Annotated in this window: 10 protein-coding genes; 4 read left to right on the top strand and 6 right to left on the bottom strand. The window is 46.5% G+C overall.

What is annotated here, in order from left to right; translation table 11 throughout:
* Positions 1-44: 44 nt before the first annotated feature.
* Positions 45-2,945, bottom strand: a complete 2,901-nt coding sequence (locus AAHF22_RS07960; RefSeq protein WP_347324461.1) for an S-layer homology domain-containing protein — start codon at positions 2,943-2,945, stop codon at positions 45-47.
* Between the two features lie 300 nt (positions 2,946-3,245).
* On the opposite strand from AAHF22_RS07960, the gene AAHF22_RS07965 reads away from it, so the two are divergent.
* Positions 3,246-4,613 carry a hydroxysqualene dehydroxylase gene (locus AAHF22_RS07965; RefSeq protein WP_347324462.1) on the top strand — a complete coding sequence of 456 codons (1,368 nt, stop codon included), beginning with the start codon at positions 3,246-3,248 and terminating at the stop codon, positions 4,611-4,613.
* A gap of 718 nt (positions 4,614-5,331) precedes the next feature.
* On the opposite strand, the gene AAHF22_RS07970 is transcribed toward AAHF22_RS07965, so the two are convergent.
* Positions 5,332-6,126, bottom strand: coding sequence for a TIM barrel protein (locus tag AAHF22_RS07970; RefSeq protein ID WP_347324463.1), 795 nt, complete (start codon positions 6,124-6,126; stop codon positions 5,332-5,334).
* 134 nt (positions 6,127-6,260) lie between these two features.
* Positions 6,261-7,121 (bottom strand): KPN_02809 family neutral zinc metallopeptidase, encoded by an 861-nt coding sequence (gene ypfJ, locus AAHF22_RS07975; protein ID WP_347324464.1) that lies wholly within the window; start codon positions 7,119-7,121, stop codon positions 6,261-6,263.
* A gap of 634 nt (positions 7,122-7,755) precedes the next feature.
* Here ypfJ and AAHF22_RS07980 point away from each other — a divergent pair.
* Both AAHF22_RS07980 and AAHF22_RS07985 read left to right on the top strand, forming a co-directional pair.
* Positions 7,756-8,613, top strand: a complete 858-nt coding sequence (locus AAHF22_RS07980; RefSeq protein WP_347324465.1) for an alpha/beta fold hydrolase — start codon at positions 7,756-7,758, stop codon at positions 8,611-8,613.
* Positions 8,614-8,899: 286 nt separating this feature from the next.
* On the top strand, positions 8,900-9,157 hold the full coding sequence (locus tag AAHF22_RS07985; protein WP_347324466.1) for a hypothetical protein: 258 nt from the start codon (positions 8,900-8,902) through the stop codon (positions 9,155-9,157).
* A 416-nt stretch (positions 9,158-9,573) separates the two neighbouring features.
* Here the strand turns inward: AAHF22_RS07985 and AAHF22_RS07990 are convergent, their stop codons facing one another.
* The 3 genes from AAHF22_RS07990 to AAHF22_RS08000 all read right to left on the bottom strand — a co-directional run bounded on the left by AAHF22_RS07990 (position 9,574) and on the right by AAHF22_RS08000 (position 13,135).
* A complete protein-coding gene (locus AAHF22_RS07990) occupies positions 9,574-10,404 on the bottom strand; it encodes an energy-coupling factor transporter transmembrane component T family protein (RefSeq protein ID WP_347324467.1) in 831 nt (276 codons plus the stop codon).
* A complete protein-coding gene (locus AAHF22_RS07995) occupies positions 10,401-12,107 on the bottom strand; it encodes an ABC transporter ATP-binding protein (protein WP_347324468.1) in 1,707 nt (568 codons plus the stop codon). The genes AAHF22_RS07990 and AAHF22_RS07995 overlap by 4 nt, the downstream gene beginning before the upstream one ends.
* 467 nt (positions 12,108-12,574) lie before the next feature.
* Positions 12,575-13,135, bottom strand: coding sequence for an ECF-type riboflavin transporter substrate-binding protein (locus AAHF22_RS08000; RefSeq protein WP_347324469.1), 561 nt, complete (start codon positions 13,133-13,135; stop codon positions 12,575-12,577).
* A 379-nt stretch (positions 13,136-13,514) separates the two neighbouring features.
* Here AAHF22_RS08000 and AAHF22_RS08005 point away from each other — a divergent pair, with 379 nt between their 5' ends.
* Entirely contained in the window at positions 13,515-16,253 is a 2,739-nt protein-coding gene (locus tag AAHF22_RS08005) for a DUF4084 domain-containing protein (RefSeq protein ID WP_347324470.1), read from the top strand.
* The last annotated feature ends 91 nt before the right edge of the window (positions 16,254-16,344 follow it).

Consider the following 16,344-nt stretch of genomic DNA (forward strand, 5'->3'; position numbering starts at 1 on the left):
GGGAAAATGGAATACGTAGATGCTAGCAAAGCCAGGCTTGCCCTTTACGGTTTCGCCATGCCATACACACCAAGATTGGAATCATCTGCACCCGATGTGATCATCCATTCTGAGCTATTGAAGCTAATGGGATTGCCTACCGTACGTTGATCTCTACGCAGCGTCTGATCGGTCGAGAAGGTAGCGATATCCATCAGCTGATTTTTGTAGTACAGCTTGACGGTTACTGGCCCTGACGTATTGCCCAGCCCAAGATCACCATAGTAAGACTCTCCTTGACTCATCAGATCTAATCCATTATTTTCTTGAATTACAAGTGTAGCTTTCGTCTGCACTACAGCCTGTGAATCATTTAATATGAACATCTGATCAATAGTTGAATTACTATCAGATATTTTCAAATACAAGTCGCTATAACGAAGCGAAGCATTCGTTGGATTGTACAGCTCAATCGCCTGATTATTGCTATCCTTCCACACCATTTCCGAGATAAACGGTCCGTTTTTCACAACCGATACATTGACATTTTGCGCATTTGTGCCGCCCTGACCATCGTTTACTTTTAGATTTAAGGTGGTTGAACCTGCACCGACAGGGGTTGCTGTCAGGATGGAGCCGTTCAATGATGTTTGCATGACATTGGTATCTGAACTCGTTGCTGTATAGGTCAATACGTCGTTATCGTTATCGCCAAAAAGTGTTGCCAGATCGACAGTATACGGTTGATCCAGCAACCCGATGCTGAATGGAGCGAGTGTTTTTTTAATATAAGGTGCATGATTAAACGTAGGCACGGTTAGCTTGATCGTGAACATCTGGCTTGCATAGGCTCCATGCGAATCAATTGCACGCAAAATCACGTTTAATTCTCCTGCTTGAAGCGGCATCAGATCAAGCTTGTCTCCGACCAGTGTAGATTGCATATATGGCATCGTTAATAGAGCATCGTAAACGAGCGGATCGCCATCCGGATCGCTGAACAGCTCGGATAGTTTGATCGAATACACATCAGGTGTGGCGGTCAGTGTCACATTATCCATCTGGCGAATAATGATCGGCTTGCGGTTTAATTGGATTACCGGCTGTACTTGAACGTGGAACTGCACATACGTACTGCCACCGCGATGATCACTAGCATTGATCGTCACGGTAGCTGTGCCGGCATTTTGTGCAGACAGCACCAGTTCATTTCCAGTCTGTAATGCACTCACTATACTGGTATCATCAATCGTATACGTGTAACGGAGTGAATCGCCATCTGGATCACTAAACAGATTAGCAAGTAGAATCGGATCGGATAACGCACCTGCCAGCAGATTCAGATCATTAGGTGTCGTCAGTACGAGTGGATTGTGATTCGGCTGTTCTTCATACGTAGCCGCGCTAACGGTGTACGTAAACGAGGTTTCCGCTGCTTTACTTTTCGCATCCTGCGCCGTGACGGCAATACGAGTCTGTCCAATTGCATTCGGATGAACGACCAGACGGGAATGACGAATCGACGCATCGGCGACATACACATCCGAGCTTACCGCTGCGTAGGTCAATTCATCTCCATCCTCATCCTGAAATAGTCCATCCAATTCGATCATCGTCTCGTCATCGCCCAGAGTGACCGAACGATCTGACAACGGATGTGTCACGACAGGAGCATGATTACTTTTTTTATCCTTATCGTCTTTATTCGTGTTGATATTGTTGGATGGCGTTATGGATGAACCGCCTATCGTAGGGATAGCAGAAGAGTTAGCATTGCCGAAAATAATTTCTCGATCGGTCACGCCTGTCGGTAGTGTCACTCCAGCAGGCACAATTCGTTCATCCATCTGGACACGTGCGTTAGGAGAAGTCACCTGAATCTGTCCGACCTGACTCGTGCCTGTAATTTGCAGACGCTGATCGGTGTTAATAATGAGCTGCTTCGTATTGGCTTGCAAATCCAGACGCGTTACACCTTGCTGCACTTGAACGCCATTCAGCTCGCTTCCTCGCACACTAAGATGATCACCAGATAGTGTCAGATCACCGGAAAAGGCTGTACCTGCATCAAATACAAGCGATGCTTGCTCGGTTCCACTCGCTTTCAGATCAATAGCAGTCAAGTTAGCAAGACTATGATTTAACGATTCAAATGTAATATCTGAACCGATTAATGCGTTTAAATTATCGGTTTTAAATAACGATTTGAGCTGCTTGCCGATCATGTATGTTTTGCCATCGACTGTCACCAGATCACCATGTACCGCGGTGATGCTAGCTGAACGTTGTTCGGATTGCAGCAAATTCATCATCAGCTGTGCCACATCGCCGCGATGAACCGGCTCGGTGGAGCGGAATCTATCATCGCCAGCAGGCAGCAGCCCTAGTGTTAAGGCTGTTTTTACCGCTGCATTTGCCCATGTGCTCGTCTCCGGCTGAGCGGCTGAAGTGAGCATCGGATCGCTTTTTATATCGGTTGCGCCAATCGCTCGTACGAAAATCGTAGCGAGTTGTTCGCGGTTAATGACTTCGTTCGGATAAAATTTGCCGTCCGCATCGCCATTCATCAAGCCTGCGCGCTTGACCGCTTCAATATAGCCGCTCGCCCAATTGCTGGATACATCGCTAAAAGATGCACTGTCCTCAACCGGCGACAGTTGAAGCGCTTTAGCTAAAATGACAGCAAATTCCATACGTGTCATATTCATTTGCGGCTTGAATGATCCATCGGGATACCCGGACAGAATTCCTCGTTGTACCGCCTCGTTAATGCCCTGTACCTGGTTCACAGGTAGCTGGCTTAGATCGTTAAAAGTAACGATTGCCCCCTTCGACTCAGAGAGATTGCCCTGCGAAAGACCGTTCTCCCCTGCGGCATGGCCTGTCCATGCAGGCGACCATGCCGTACCCGCCAATACTGCGGCTAGCAGCCATTTGTACACATCATGATTCCACTCTTGCGCCATCGTTAAACCCCCGTTACATATTGTCCATCGCTCCGACTTATTTCCGTAGCTAAATCCAGAGAATACACACATTATCGGACGGAAAAGCTTAATCATTAAGCCTTTTTTTTGCGTAAACAATAAAATTTTCTCGCGCATTTGAGATTGTGTTGTTAGCTGAATGTTATGTTCATCATACATATTCCATTCCGATCCAATCCTACTTAAAATATCCACCTAGCAAGCTCTACCAGGCTAAACAGGTTAATAGTATAGCATGATGATTTATTCATATTTTTCCAGCGAAGGGTGGGCAACAGAATGAATAACAATGAACGGTTCAACGATGCATCGCACGTCATTGTGATCGGCGCAGGTCTGGCAGGACTTAGCTGTGCATTTGAGCTTGTTGAAAAAGGGCTTTCTGTAACCGTATTAGAGGCTGCACCCCATGTTGGCGGACGGACAGCCAACTGGAACGAGGATGGAATGGAAGTCGAATCCGGATTTCACAAATTCATCGGCTACTATGTCGCATTGCCGGAGCTGCTCCAGCGTGCAGGCATCGAACTGGATTCAATCGTACACTGGGAAAAGACTACACAGATCTGTCACCCTGAAGCACAGGGCGTTTTCGGTTTGGACCCACTCAAGGCACCACTCAAAACAATCGCCGGCGCGCTCGGCAACAATACACTGTTATCCCCAATGGACAAAGCATCGCTTATTCCTTTCTTTACCGCAGGCTTTAAAGATTATGTAGCCAATCCGAAGAAACTGGATCATATTCCGATTCGTGATTATGCGTTTGAACATGGAGTGACGATTGATGCATTGGAACGACTAATTGAGCCGTTATCGTCAGGTATTTTCTTTTTGCCGATCGAGCAGTATTCCACGTATGCCTTTTTCGGACTATTCGCCCCTGCATTACCGCGTCCGCAGCTTATCCGAATCGGCGCTTTTGAAGGCGGTATGACGGACGTGATGACAGGTCCGCTCGCGCATGCGATTGAACAGCGCGGTGGTAAAGTGATGACCAATGCTCCGGTGGAGCAATTAATCGTGCAGGATGGGCGCATGAACGGTGTGCAGCTACAGGATGGTACGGTCATGCAGGCGGATCAGATCGTGGTCGCGGTCAATATTGGACAGGCGAAGCGACTGATCGGTCAGCAATTTGGCGATCACGAAGGCTTTGCTGATCTGATGAAGCTGGAGATCATGCCGTATGTGACGGTGCAATTTGAAGCGAAGGAAAAGCTCGCTCACGCGGATCATACTTTTTTCGGCCCTGGCACACAGCTCGGTTCGTTCAGCGAGCAATCACGCACCACCTTCAAGCGTGACAGTGGACGAGCGTCGATCATTCTGGTCGATCCAGATGAGCTGATCGATCTGCCGGAAGAAGAAGTATGGGCTAAAACGAAAGATTCTTTGCAAAAGATCGGCCTTTCCGGTGTTGATACGATGACCGATTATCGCGTCATTCGTATGCGGGATAGCTTCTACCGTCTATCAACAGACAATGAACAGTATCGTCCAAGACAAACTACCCCGATTCCCGGTCTGTTTCTCGCCGGAGACTATACGAGTCAGCCACTGCTGGCTACGATGGAAGGCGCAACAATCTCCGGGCAACGCGCCGCACGTGCACTGCTCAAAGCGCAAAAGGAGAAAGTTCGTTAAGCATTGATCCTTATATGCCATAGTGCTTTAACTATGTTATGTAACTGCATTGTTTGACTGCGTTATAGGTGAAGTTGAATAGCGGATGGTATGGGAGAAATTCATGATTTGGTATTTTGATATGATGCTTTGATATGACGCTTTGATATGATGCGGTGTAAAGGGATGTTTGGTAAGATGCAGTCGATCTCACTTCGAATCTGATTTGAATTAAAATTTAAATGGGTCAAAGTATGAGCTATTGTGGATGTTATAGTAGTTATAACGATTGCGGTTATTTCGGTTATTTCGGTTATTGCAGTTATTTCGGTTATCGCAGTTATCGCAGTTATCGCTATCGTAAGCTCTCTGCCGACAATGACAACAATTGATATTGATGTGCACTACCAAAAGCTCTGCACGACGCGACCGGTACGGGATGTACCGTTATTGCGTCATACAGAGCTTTATCTTTGAACATAGACAGTAAAATATATAGACAACGAGAACTATCAATCGCGAAATACATACACAGTGAGTGATATAGATCTGGAGTGATATAGACTAGAAGTATATAAAAGACGGCGAAGTGTTAGAATAATAAATACACTGAATGAAATACAACGAATAAAATACAACGAATAAAATACAAACCATAGCTTTTTCACCCATGTTAAAATACTTCCACCTATCGCTAACACTACGCTTCCTTCTCACTTCATCACCCGCACACCTCAACTTACAGGCTAGCTTGCTCCATACTCAAACGATCAAAGAAACGCGCGCTCTCGACCATTGGCGTACAGTCGATATGCCCACCTTCCAGATTAATTTCAAAAATATATTCTTTCCCCTGCACGAACGACTTGACCATCTTCCAATCGATTCCTCCCTGTCCGAGAGGTAACGAATCGTGGAATTGTCCCATACTGTCGACCAGATGGTAATATACCGCGTAAGGTGCAGTACGCTCCAGCACTTCGCGCAGACGATCATTATCGCCACGGAAACTAATAAATGTATGACTCACATCGACATTGACCGGAAGCTTTAGCGGAATGATCACTTCATCGATCAGGTACGGATTTGCATAACAGAACAATCCTTCGGTTGAATCTTCCCAAAGCAGTACATCACGGCCATAGGTCAATATTTCGTTGATTTGCTGACGCAGCGCAATCGTGCGTTCCCGAGATATTTCAGGATTGTCGCTGCGCAAATAGTTAGCATGAATGACACACTTGCTGCCTTCTTCCTGACAGATACGTACCAGTTGCTGTGTCGATTCCCGATAAAATTGGTACATGTCTGGCTCTGTGCTCATAATGTCCAGATACTTGCCATTGTAACGACTCGGATGGTGTAAATACACACGAATGCCGCGCTGCTTCAGTTCACGAATACGCTCGCGAATGAGCGATTCCTGCTGCAAGTCATCGGTTCGCAAGTACAGCTCGATAATTTCCGGATCATATTGTAAACGGTTATCCAGACTCGCACGATCCAAACTGCTTTTCAAACGTATGTTGTTCATCATCCCACTCCTTTTTCTACTTCGGTTATCGCTCTATCTCTATATAGACGACCTGCCGTAACCAGCGTTGCATTTAGCATAGCAGACATTTATTAATAACCGATGAAAATATCGCTCCAGGTTGAATTAAATATTTATAGCTGACCGTTGCTTACGCTAAACGTATCGCCACCAGTCAGACTGCCGGATTCAAAGCCTTTATTAAACCAGCGTTTCCGCTGCTCTGACGTGCCATGTGTAAAGCTATCTGGCACTACATAACCGCGTGTACGCTGCTGAATCGTGTCATCTCCGACTGCACTGGCCGCCGTGAGAGCTTCCTCCAGATCGCCCTGTTCTAGCAAATTTTTCCCCTGCTCATAATGCGCCCATACGCCAGCATAATAGTCTGCCTGTAATTCCAATCGAACCTGGTACTTTGTATTAAATTGTTGCTCACTGAGCTGCTGACGATACGGCTCCAGCTTATCCATCGTGCCGAGCAAATTTTGCACATGATGACCGACCTCATGCGCCACAACATACGCCATCGCAAAATCACCTGGCGCCTGGAACTGCTGCTTCAGTTCATCATAAAAACTCAGATCGATATACAGCTTCTCATCACCCGGACAATAAAAAGGCCCAACCGCCGAACTCGCCATCCCACACGCCGACTTCACACTGCCGCTATACAGCACCAGCGTTGGATTGGTATACGTCAGCCCTTGCTGCCGAAACACATCGCTCCACACATCCTCCGTATCTGCCAGCACAACCGAGACAAAGTTCGCCAGCTCTTCCTCCTGAGCCGTCCCCTGATAATTGCCCGCTGTCTGCGTCGTTGTACTCGAACCGATATCTCCCAGCAAACTAGCTGGATTTCCACCAAGCAACAGCACAATAATGACAACGATAATCCCACCGATGCCGCCACCTACCAGCGTCTTACCGCCACCACCCATTCCACGCCGATCCTCTACATTATTACTTCCCCTTCTGCCCTGCCATTTCATAGGGTGGCCTCCTTCAAATTGTGTTTACTGTGTACGGAATCCAATACTTCTGAACGACCTCTAGTGCACTTTATTGCCGCATCCAGCATCTTTTGTAGATACTAGTATGTCTACTTCTTCTAAGTATCATTTACTGTGTAAGCAAATAGGAAGTGAGCGATACTATTTTTGCTTTTGACTTCATCCACTCCAGCCCGGCAACATGCCAACGATCTCCGGTTAAGCCGGAATACTCCGAATGGAAAAAGCAGACGTATCCCGGCTTAAAGGTTGGTCTTTGGACATCGTTCCCTTATTCCTTGTCGGAAGTGGTGTATGCATCCATAACCTAAGTCTGCCCAAAGCTCTATTCATTCCTAGCTCGTTCCAATCCACCACATAAAGCACCAATAACGAATCAACCCATACATTCACCTAACATAATGTACCCCCAACAGCAATGGTGAGAAACGACTCCCAGCAAGTGATATGCTCACTTGCTTAGCAAGACAGCAAGGTTTGTAAGTAAATGATTACGTTTAAGGTATTAGCAACGTGCTGTATGACTTGCGTTCATCATGACGGTCAAACAACAACAGGATGGATTCACACGCATGCAGCAGGATGGACGAATATAACAATGGAGGCGATAAAGATGGGTAGATATATACAGGTAGAAGATGGCGTGAATTTGTTTGTACAGGATCTTGGTGAAGGGATTCCGGTCATTTTCTTACACGGCTGGCCTGCAAATCAATTGATGTTCGAATATCAATTTTCTAAGCTGCCAATGAACGGATATCGCTGTATCGGGATTGATTTCCGTGGTTTTGGTAAATCGGATGCGCCGTGGGATGGCTATACGTATGATCGAATGGCAGATGATGTGCGTGCAGTCATCGATGAACTCGGTCTGGAAAATGCCGTACTGGTCGGCTTCTCTATGGGCGGCGCAGTCGCGATTCGTTATATGGCACGTCATCAAGGACATGGGATTGCGCAGCTCGCTTTAATGGGCGCAGCGGCACCTGTATTTGTAAAACGTCCTGATTTTGATTATGGATTGATGACAGCGGATGACTTTACGACAGATATGATTGAAGCAACGTATGAAGATCGTCCTAAAATGCTGAGCAAGTTCGGTCTGCAATTCACGCACAGCAAAAAGAGAGCCGGCACGATGGTATGGCTGGAATCGCTCTGCCTGCAAGCATCTCATCACGGTACAATTAAAGCAGCCATCGCTCTGCGCGATGAAGATCTGCGTGGCGATCTCGCTGCGGTGAACGTGCCAACGGTCATTTTCCAGGGCATGAAAGATAAAATCTGTGATCCACAATTTGCCCAGCTGCTGAGCGAATCGATTACAGATGCAAGGGTAGTGCCGTTTGAACATAGCGGACATGCGATGATGTTCGATGAAGCGGAAAAATTCGACAAAGAGCTGTTACTGTTCCTCGATCAGGTAGCAGCGACCAATCAAATTCCACGTCCAGCAAGTCAGAATCTGTAATGCTATTTTCTGCATAGCGGATAAGCGTACATGGATCGCTACGACAGCGACAGCGACAGCGACAGCGACAGCGACAGCGACAAAGGATGATAACGCACCTCCGCTGTCATTTGCTATACGTCGCTGTACGTATGATCATGTTAATGTAACCTCAAGCTCGGCTTTCTCTCGGTTGCTAGATTCCTTGAGAAAGCCGAGCTTTTTTTGTAAATTAGACGTACATAGTAGACATAAACTGATGATTGAAAATAACAGAAATGCAGCATACTGAAGAAGGAGGGATCGTATGAATGATCAATTGTTGATCCAGACGCTACTATTTATTGCTTTTGCATTATCATGCGTAGCGAATATATACAATTCCAAAAGAATCCGGCAGCTGGAACATCGGCTTTTCGACGTGTACAAAGACAATCCAGAAGTAAAGCAGTATATCCAGCAGGATCTACGGCAAGCTTCCACCATCGAAGCGATCAAACAACTTCGCAGTAAATACGGGCTTTCACTTGAACACGCGAAGCGAATGGTCGATACGTATAAATGATGGATTAAACATATTTCATTCCTATTCGTCAAATACGCAATTGTATTTATTAATGTAAAAAAACACGCAAAAAAGCTACTTCAATATTCACGATGTAAGAAAAATGTGTTAATCTACACGTATATCGTGGTGCGAATGGCAGCCCACCTTAAACAAAGAAAGCCAAACGAATATGTTTAAATTAGAAAATGACGCTGAGTAGGCGTCATTTTCTAATTGTAAAGGAGTTAATGAGAAACCATTCTATGAACAGTTAAACAATTCCGAACACCAAACGGACATCAGTCATGTACTGACGTCCGTTTTGTTCACTGACATGGAGTTGCGCTTACTGCAAAAGCAACGCTAACTAAAGCAATTCCTGCGCTCGTCAAGAGCTATTCCACCATTCGATCCTTACACCTATCTATCCAAACTCATTTAAAAATATTATAAAACCTCGACCCATCCGCAAACGTGATCACCAGACACGCGATCGTCACGATGAGGATCATCACAATCGCGACATAATCGCCCCTTCGTAAGGGACGCGCACGATACCATGTGCGCTTCTTGCCACGTCCGAAGCCGCGTAGCTCCATCGCTGTACTAATCTTCTCGATCCGTTCCACACTGGTGAGAATCAATGGCAGCAGAATGGATACGACATTTTTCAAACGCTTGCCGAACTTCTCCTTGCGCGAAATGTCGATGCCGCGTGCCTGTGCAGCGAAGGAGATATTTTGGAAATCTTGCTGAATATCTGGAATGTAGCGCAGTGCAATGGCGACTGAATAAGCGACTTTATAGCTTACCCCAAGTCGATGGAGCGATGCGGCAAATTCACTCGGATCGGTCACAAGTAAAAATAGTAGACCGATCGGCACCACAACCGCATATTTAAGCGCCACATTAAACTGATAAAATAATTGCTCCCATGTGAGCGTATACCAGGCGAACAGATGCACAATATTATGCCGTGTGCCATATAGCTCCACCCCATACAGCGGTGAGAACAGGAAGATCGCAATCTGATTAAAGGCAAAAAAGATCAGGATCAAATACAGCACAAATGAATAATTTTTAAACGGAACACGCGAAACGGCAAAAATGACAATCGCGATCACAAACATCGCCAGCAGACAGCGCGTATCGTAAATAATCATCGCCGTCAGCGCCCATAGTACAAAAAACAACAGCTTACTCGCTCCGGTTAGCCGATGAATAGGCGTATTCTGGTTCGTATAAGTTAACATTTTGGTACTCATGGATGACGCAGCCCCCTGTCATAAGCGATGAACCGTCCGACAAACTCATCCGGCTCGCCTACGCCTGACTTCACCGACAGCGCATGTAACGACGTCTGCTTTAGATGGGCGGCAGCGATCGTATCTGGCTGGACTAGCACACGGGATGGACAATCGTCAGCGATCTTTTTCCCATCTGCCATCACTACTGCGCGCTGTCCGTATTCCATCATCAGATGCATATCATGCGTGATCATAATGATCGTCATACCACGTCGATTGAGCTGATTCAGAAACTCCATCATTTCATTATAATGACGGAAATCCTGTCCGGCTGTTGGCTCATCCAGGATCATAATTTCCGGTTCCAGCACCAGAATCGAAGCGATCGTCACCCGCTTCTTTTGTCCATAGCTAAGCGCCGATACCGGCCAGCTGCGAAATGGATACAAACCGCACACCTTCAGCACTTCATGCACCCGCTCACGAATCGTATCTTCATGTACACCTCGTGTACGCAGACCGAGCGCTACTTCATCGTAAAGTAGCGGCTTGGATAACATATGATTCGGGTTTTGCATGACAAAGCCAATATGCTCAGCACGCTCCTTGATCGTATCGCCACTGAGGTCACGTCCATTAAGCAAAATGCGTCCGGCACTCGGACGATAAAAGCCACAAATGAGCTTTGAAATCGTCGATTTGCCCGCTCCATTGCGTCCAGCAATGCAGACGATCTCGCCTTTACCAATCTGGAAGGATACATCATGTAAAATAGGCTGCCCGGCTTCATAGCCAAACGAGACATGTTCAATCTCCAGCACCGGCTGTTCAATCACAGGCAGCTGTTCCTGATGCACACATTCGTACCACTGCTGAAGCGGAGCAATGCAGCTGTCCAGTTGAATATGATCGATATGCCCAGGCTGCATCGCCGGTGTGATTTCACAGCCTGCATAATGCAGCGCATTGACATATAACGGTTCTCGAATGCCTGTCGTACGCAGCAGATCGGTGCAAAGCAATTCATCCGGCGTCATATCTCCTACAATCCGTCCCTCACTAACGACAATCACACGATCGACGGGACGCTCCAGCACTTCCTCCAGACGGTGCTCGATGATCACAATCGTTTGGCTTGTTTCACGGTGGATGCGGTCAATCAGATCAACGGTTAGCTGTCCGGTATGCGGGTCCAGACTGGCTAACGGTTCATCAAATAGTAAAATCGCCGCCTGACTGACCAGTACACCGGCAATCGTCGTTTTCTGCTTTTGCCCACCGGAGAGCGAATGAGGCGATGCTTCCAAAAAATCAGCAAACTCGACGGTATCGGCGGCTTCGAACACGCGCCGCATCATTTCCGCCTGGGGTATAGCGTCATTTTCCAGCTTAAACGCAATATCCTCAGCTACGGTCAAACCGACGAATTGTCCGTCCGGGTCCTGCATCACCGTTCCTACTTCGTCCGACAATAGCGCAATCCCCCCATTATTCACATGCTCGCCTGCTACACGCAGCGTACCGCTTATCTCGCCCTCATACACAAATGGAATCAAGCCATTCATACAGTGCGCCAGTGTGCTTTTACCTGAACCCGAAGGACCTACGATCACTATTTTTTCACCTTCATAAATCGTTAAATTGATATCATGCAGTGTAGGCTCTGCCTGTGCTCGATACTGAAAGCTAAAATGGTTAAATTCAATAACTGGTTTCTTCATACCTGTCCTTCCTTCTATACTGGCGTTATGTACACATCCGATTCAACGATGTGATATACATTGGCCATATGCCTTCAATCTATACGAACCATTTATATGATCCACGCCGAGCTAGGGCGTATACGCAAACTGTTTTTGCTGTGACATACACCACTCCGAGAAGGAATAAGGGAACAGACTCCGGTCTCGCACAGTAATCTATGGAGTCGAGTAAGTGTAAATTTCCGTGTTAGGAAATCGCTAACACGGCAAGTCGACCTTTTCCTTTATTACCTTCCCGTAGTGAAGTGCGGCTTATACGTACACGCTCTAGTTCGCTCTTTAGTAGTAAAATTTCCTCTACGCGATCGTGTCAACGAAAAAGACCGGTGACACCCACCGGTCTATCGCTCTTACTGTACCACTATGCTGCTGCGAGCAGCAAATTCGTGTACTTCCTGATCATACACCGACAGGCTGTAAATCGATCAAGATTCTCGACTCAGACTGCCACGCTTCGTTCTTGTTTTGGAATAAGCGAGCGCCAGCAGCGTACCGACAACGGCTACCGTCAGCGTATTGGAAATCGTTGCCCCTACACCCTGTACGAATACTTTGTTCGCTGGCTCGGAATAGATCAGAATGTCCAGCACCGGCGCTACAACGAGCCAGCAGATCACGTTAGCAGTGAGCTGTGCCACGTTAAAGCGCACGATAGCCATGCCACCAAACTCTCCGTCTGCAATGCGAATACGGCGCGTCATCAATCCAACGACCAGACCGAATACACCGGAAGCGATAATCCAGCTAAACCACGGCGAGCCATAGAAAATAGCATCCTTCAGCGTGTGTCCAATCAGACCGATCAGCAAGCCTGCCCACGGTCCATACAGCAGCGCAAACAACGCCAGCAACGCATACGTCACTTCGATATTCGTATCCGGAATAAAAGTCGGTATCGAAGCAAAACGGCCCAGAATGACAAATAGTGCTGAACCAATCCCGATTGCAACAATCGTTTTGACGGATAATCCGTTTGATCCTGTCATCCTCTAACCCCTCTTTTCATCATAAAAATAAACGGGCAGTAACCTGCGTTACCATTCCTTACGTTCTGTTCGATTATACAATTCAATGTTTGGAAATACTATAGTTTCCGCCGCCAATTGCAGACTTTTCAAGCTAATTTGGCTGTTTTTGCTTCCCAAAAGAATATTCCGCTGAATATCGCCCTTTCTTATCCAAATTTCACTAAATTTTTCTGAAAAAATGCATGAATGCGTATTTCAATTGCATGTGAAATGACGTACTATTAAGTGATTAAACTATACAGCCTTTAGACCTATAAAATTAATCACGAATTTAGGTATATACATGCTTTAATTGGGTATTATTAACTAAACAAATTGAAATTAGAGGGAATGAAATATGCCTAAAAAGGCTCAAATCACAAGATTACTATCACTGGCCTTCATCGTCGTGTTCACAGTTGTGTATTATATATGGATTTGGATATGGCAGGATCATGATGCCATGCGTACAACAGGAAGCAATATACTGTCGACGGTTGGCACTCTTATCGCTTGTAGCTGGCTATATATCGCATGGAAAAGCAGTCATCTTCGTCATCGTCCCTTTTGGCTGCTTTTGTTTATGGGTTGTACTAGTTACGGGATTGCCGAGGCGATCTGGTTCATGTATGAAACTCTGCTCCATATCGAAGTACCTTTCCCAGGATACCCTGATCTTTTTTACGTGCTTCAGGTGCTTTTTTATATGTTCGCATTTTTTTATAAACTCAAGCATGACAAAAACAGTTTGTCGATGATTCGATTAGTGCTGGATATCGCCATTTTAATGACGGTAGTGACCACACTAAGCTGGCATTTCCTGATTCGCTTTATGCTAGAGATTACTGGCATGATCCATATTGCACCGGATGTGCTGCTCTCGATCGGCTATGCGATAGGTGATCTGGCACTGCTTGGTGGTGCAGCAAGTTTGTATTTAAGCAATGCACGTACAATGTCTAACCGGGTGGTGCTATCGTTATGCGCGGGGTTGATCGTACAGATTATCGGTGATACGACCTTTTTATACATGACGACTACGCATAGTTATAGCTCCGGGAGCTGGGTTGATCCGCTGTTTATTCTCGGTTTGTTGTTTGTAGGTTTCGCGGGTATTTTGCATATGGCAGATGTTGAACAGCCGCTGCACAAGGGAGCAACCGGCCTGTCCAAACCGGATATTCCGCGTCTGGACATTCCACAATTGGTATTACCTTATATCGGGATTTCTGCGCTGTTTATCTTTATGATTTTGCATGCAGATGGCAGATATGTGCTGACGGTGGGCACCGGTCTGGCAATTGTGCTCGTTATGATTCGTCAGGTGATGATCATTTTGGAAAATCATCGGCTCGCTCGCAAGCTGTACGATAAGAAACTTGAACTGGAAAGCAGTGAAAATCGCTATCGTTCCATTGTTGATTTTCACCCTGATGCGATCATTACGATCGGTCTCGATGGCCGCATCGAAAGTGCCAATCCACAGGCACTGCTAATGCATGGCGTCACGGAGGAGCAGATTGTCGGTAAACATATGATGAATTATTTTCAGGATGCTCATATGGATGAGATCGTAGAACGGATTGAACGAGTGCTTCAAGGCGAGCCGCAAATTTATGAAACCGCACTGAGTAATTGCCGCGGCGACCTGTTTCAAGTGCGAATGACCACTGTCCCCATTATCGTACAGGGCAAAGTCGTTGGCATGTATGCGATTGCCAAAGATATTACCGAAAATAAGCGTCATGAAGAACAGATTCATTATCTCGCCTATCACGATCCATTAACCGGACTGATGAATCGGGCTTCATTTGAACATGCGCTGAGCGATACCGTACAAATTGCGCGGACGAATCAGGAACTGTTTTCCATTCTGTTCATCGATCTGGATCGTTTCAAAAATATCAATGATACACTTGGTCATGATGTAGGCGATCAGCTGCTGCGTTCGGTCGCGCAGCGTCTGCAAGGATGTGTCCGCGATAACGATATGGTCGCACGTCTGGGCGGTGACGAGTTCACCCTGCTCATTCGCCATATGAAAGATACACGTGAAGCGTCGGTCATTGCTCAGCGCATTCTCGACGGGATGAACCAGCCTCATTATATTCAAGGCTATGAGATTATCGCCACACCAAGCATCGGCATCGCCCTCTATGCAGGCGAAGATGAATCGCCGATCACATTGATGAAAAAAGCCGATATCGCCATGTATCAGGTGAAGAAAAACGGCAAAGGACATTACCGCTTCTATAACGATAAAGACCAGCTCTATTCCAAAAAGTTAATGCTGGAAAAAGAGCTGAGTCAGGCGCTATACCGCAATGAGCTGATGCTTCATTATCAGCCGCAAATCGATGCACAACAAGGATGCGTGATCGGCGTCGAGGCGCTGATTCGCTGGGAGCATGCGACGCTCGGTATGATTATGCCGGGTGAATTCATTCCGATCGCTGAGGAAACCGGTCTGATGCTGTCCATTGGCGAATGGGTGTTACAGGAAGCTTGCCAGCAAGCGAAACAATGGCAGGATGAAGGTCATATGATCAAGATTGGTATCAATTTGTCGGCACAGCAATTCGAGCAGGAGAGTTTTGTCGGTACGGTAGCACGCATTTTAAAGCAGACCGGCGTTGATCCAACGTACATCGATCTGGAGATTACTGAATCGATTGCGATGACACACATTAGTAATGTGATTACCAAGCTCAAAGCATTGAAAAAGCTCGGTGTATCGATCTCGATTGATGATTTTGGAACAGGCTATTCGTCCCTGGCTTATCTGGAAAACTTCCCGGTTGACAAGCTCAAAATCGCCCGCGAATTCACCAGCCGCATCGGCAGCAGTCAGGCCAACCATATGATTATTAGCTCTATCGTCAATCTGGCTCGCAGCCTGAATATGAATGTGATCGCAGAAGGTGTGGAGAAGCCGGAGCAAGCCTCCTTGCTCCAGCAAATTCGCTGTCACGAGATGCAAGGCTATCTGTTCAGCAAACCTGTATCCGCTGAAGAGTTGGGCAAGCTGCTGGGGATGCCACCGTTTGCTGTTGATTTTAAGGGAAAATTAAAGGTGACAGGGATCGATACTGCTTAAAGCATTCGCCTTATAGGTGTAAGGGATAAGCCGTTTGATCGTTTGTTTTGAAGGGCAATGGGTAGCGTAGAATGATCATATGTGTAGGATC

It is taken from the genome of Paenibacillus wenxiniae, assembly GCF_039822605.1.
Taxonomy (GTDB): Bacteria; Bacillota; Bacilli; order Paenibacillales; family Paenibacillaceae; genus Saccharibacillus; species Saccharibacillus wenxiniae.

Coding starts and splice junctions, on each gene's coding strand:
- AAHF22_RS07960 (WP_347324461.1), bottom strand. CDS start 2,945: ATGGCGCAAGAGTGGAATCATGATGTGTACAAATGGCTGCTAGCCGCA.
- AAHF22_RS07965 (WP_347324462.1), top strand. CDS start 3,246: ATGAATAACAATGAACGGTTCAACGATGCATCGCACGTCATTGTGATC.
- AAHF22_RS07970 (WP_347324463.1), bottom strand. CDS start 6,126: ATGAACAACATACGTTTGAAAAGCAGTTTGGATCGTGCGAGTCTGGAT.
- ypfJ (WP_347324464.1), bottom strand. CDS start 7,121: ATGAAATGGCAGGGCAGAAGGGGAAGTAATAATGTAGAGGATCGGCGT.
- AAHF22_RS07980 (WP_347324465.1), top strand. CDS start 7,756: ATGGGTAGATATATACAGGTAGAAGATGGCGTGAATTTGTTTGTACAG.
- AAHF22_RS07985 (WP_347324466.1), top strand. CDS start 8,900: ATGAATGATCAATTGTTGATCCAGACGCTACTATTTATTGCTTTTGCA.
- AAHF22_RS07990 (WP_347324467.1), bottom strand. CDS start 10,404: ATGAGTACCAAAATGTTAACTTATACGAACCAGAATACGCCTATTCAT.
- AAHF22_RS07995 (WP_347324468.1), bottom strand. CDS start 12,107: ATGAAGAAACCAGTTATTGAATTTAACCATTTTAGCTTTCAGTATCGA.
- AAHF22_RS08000 (WP_347324469.1), bottom strand. CDS start 13,135: ATGACAGGATCAAACGGATTATCCGTCAAAACGATTGTTGCAATCGGG.
- AAHF22_RS08005 (WP_347324470.1), top strand. CDS start 13,515: ATGCCTAAAAAGGCTCAAATCACAAGATTACTATCACTGGCCTTCATC.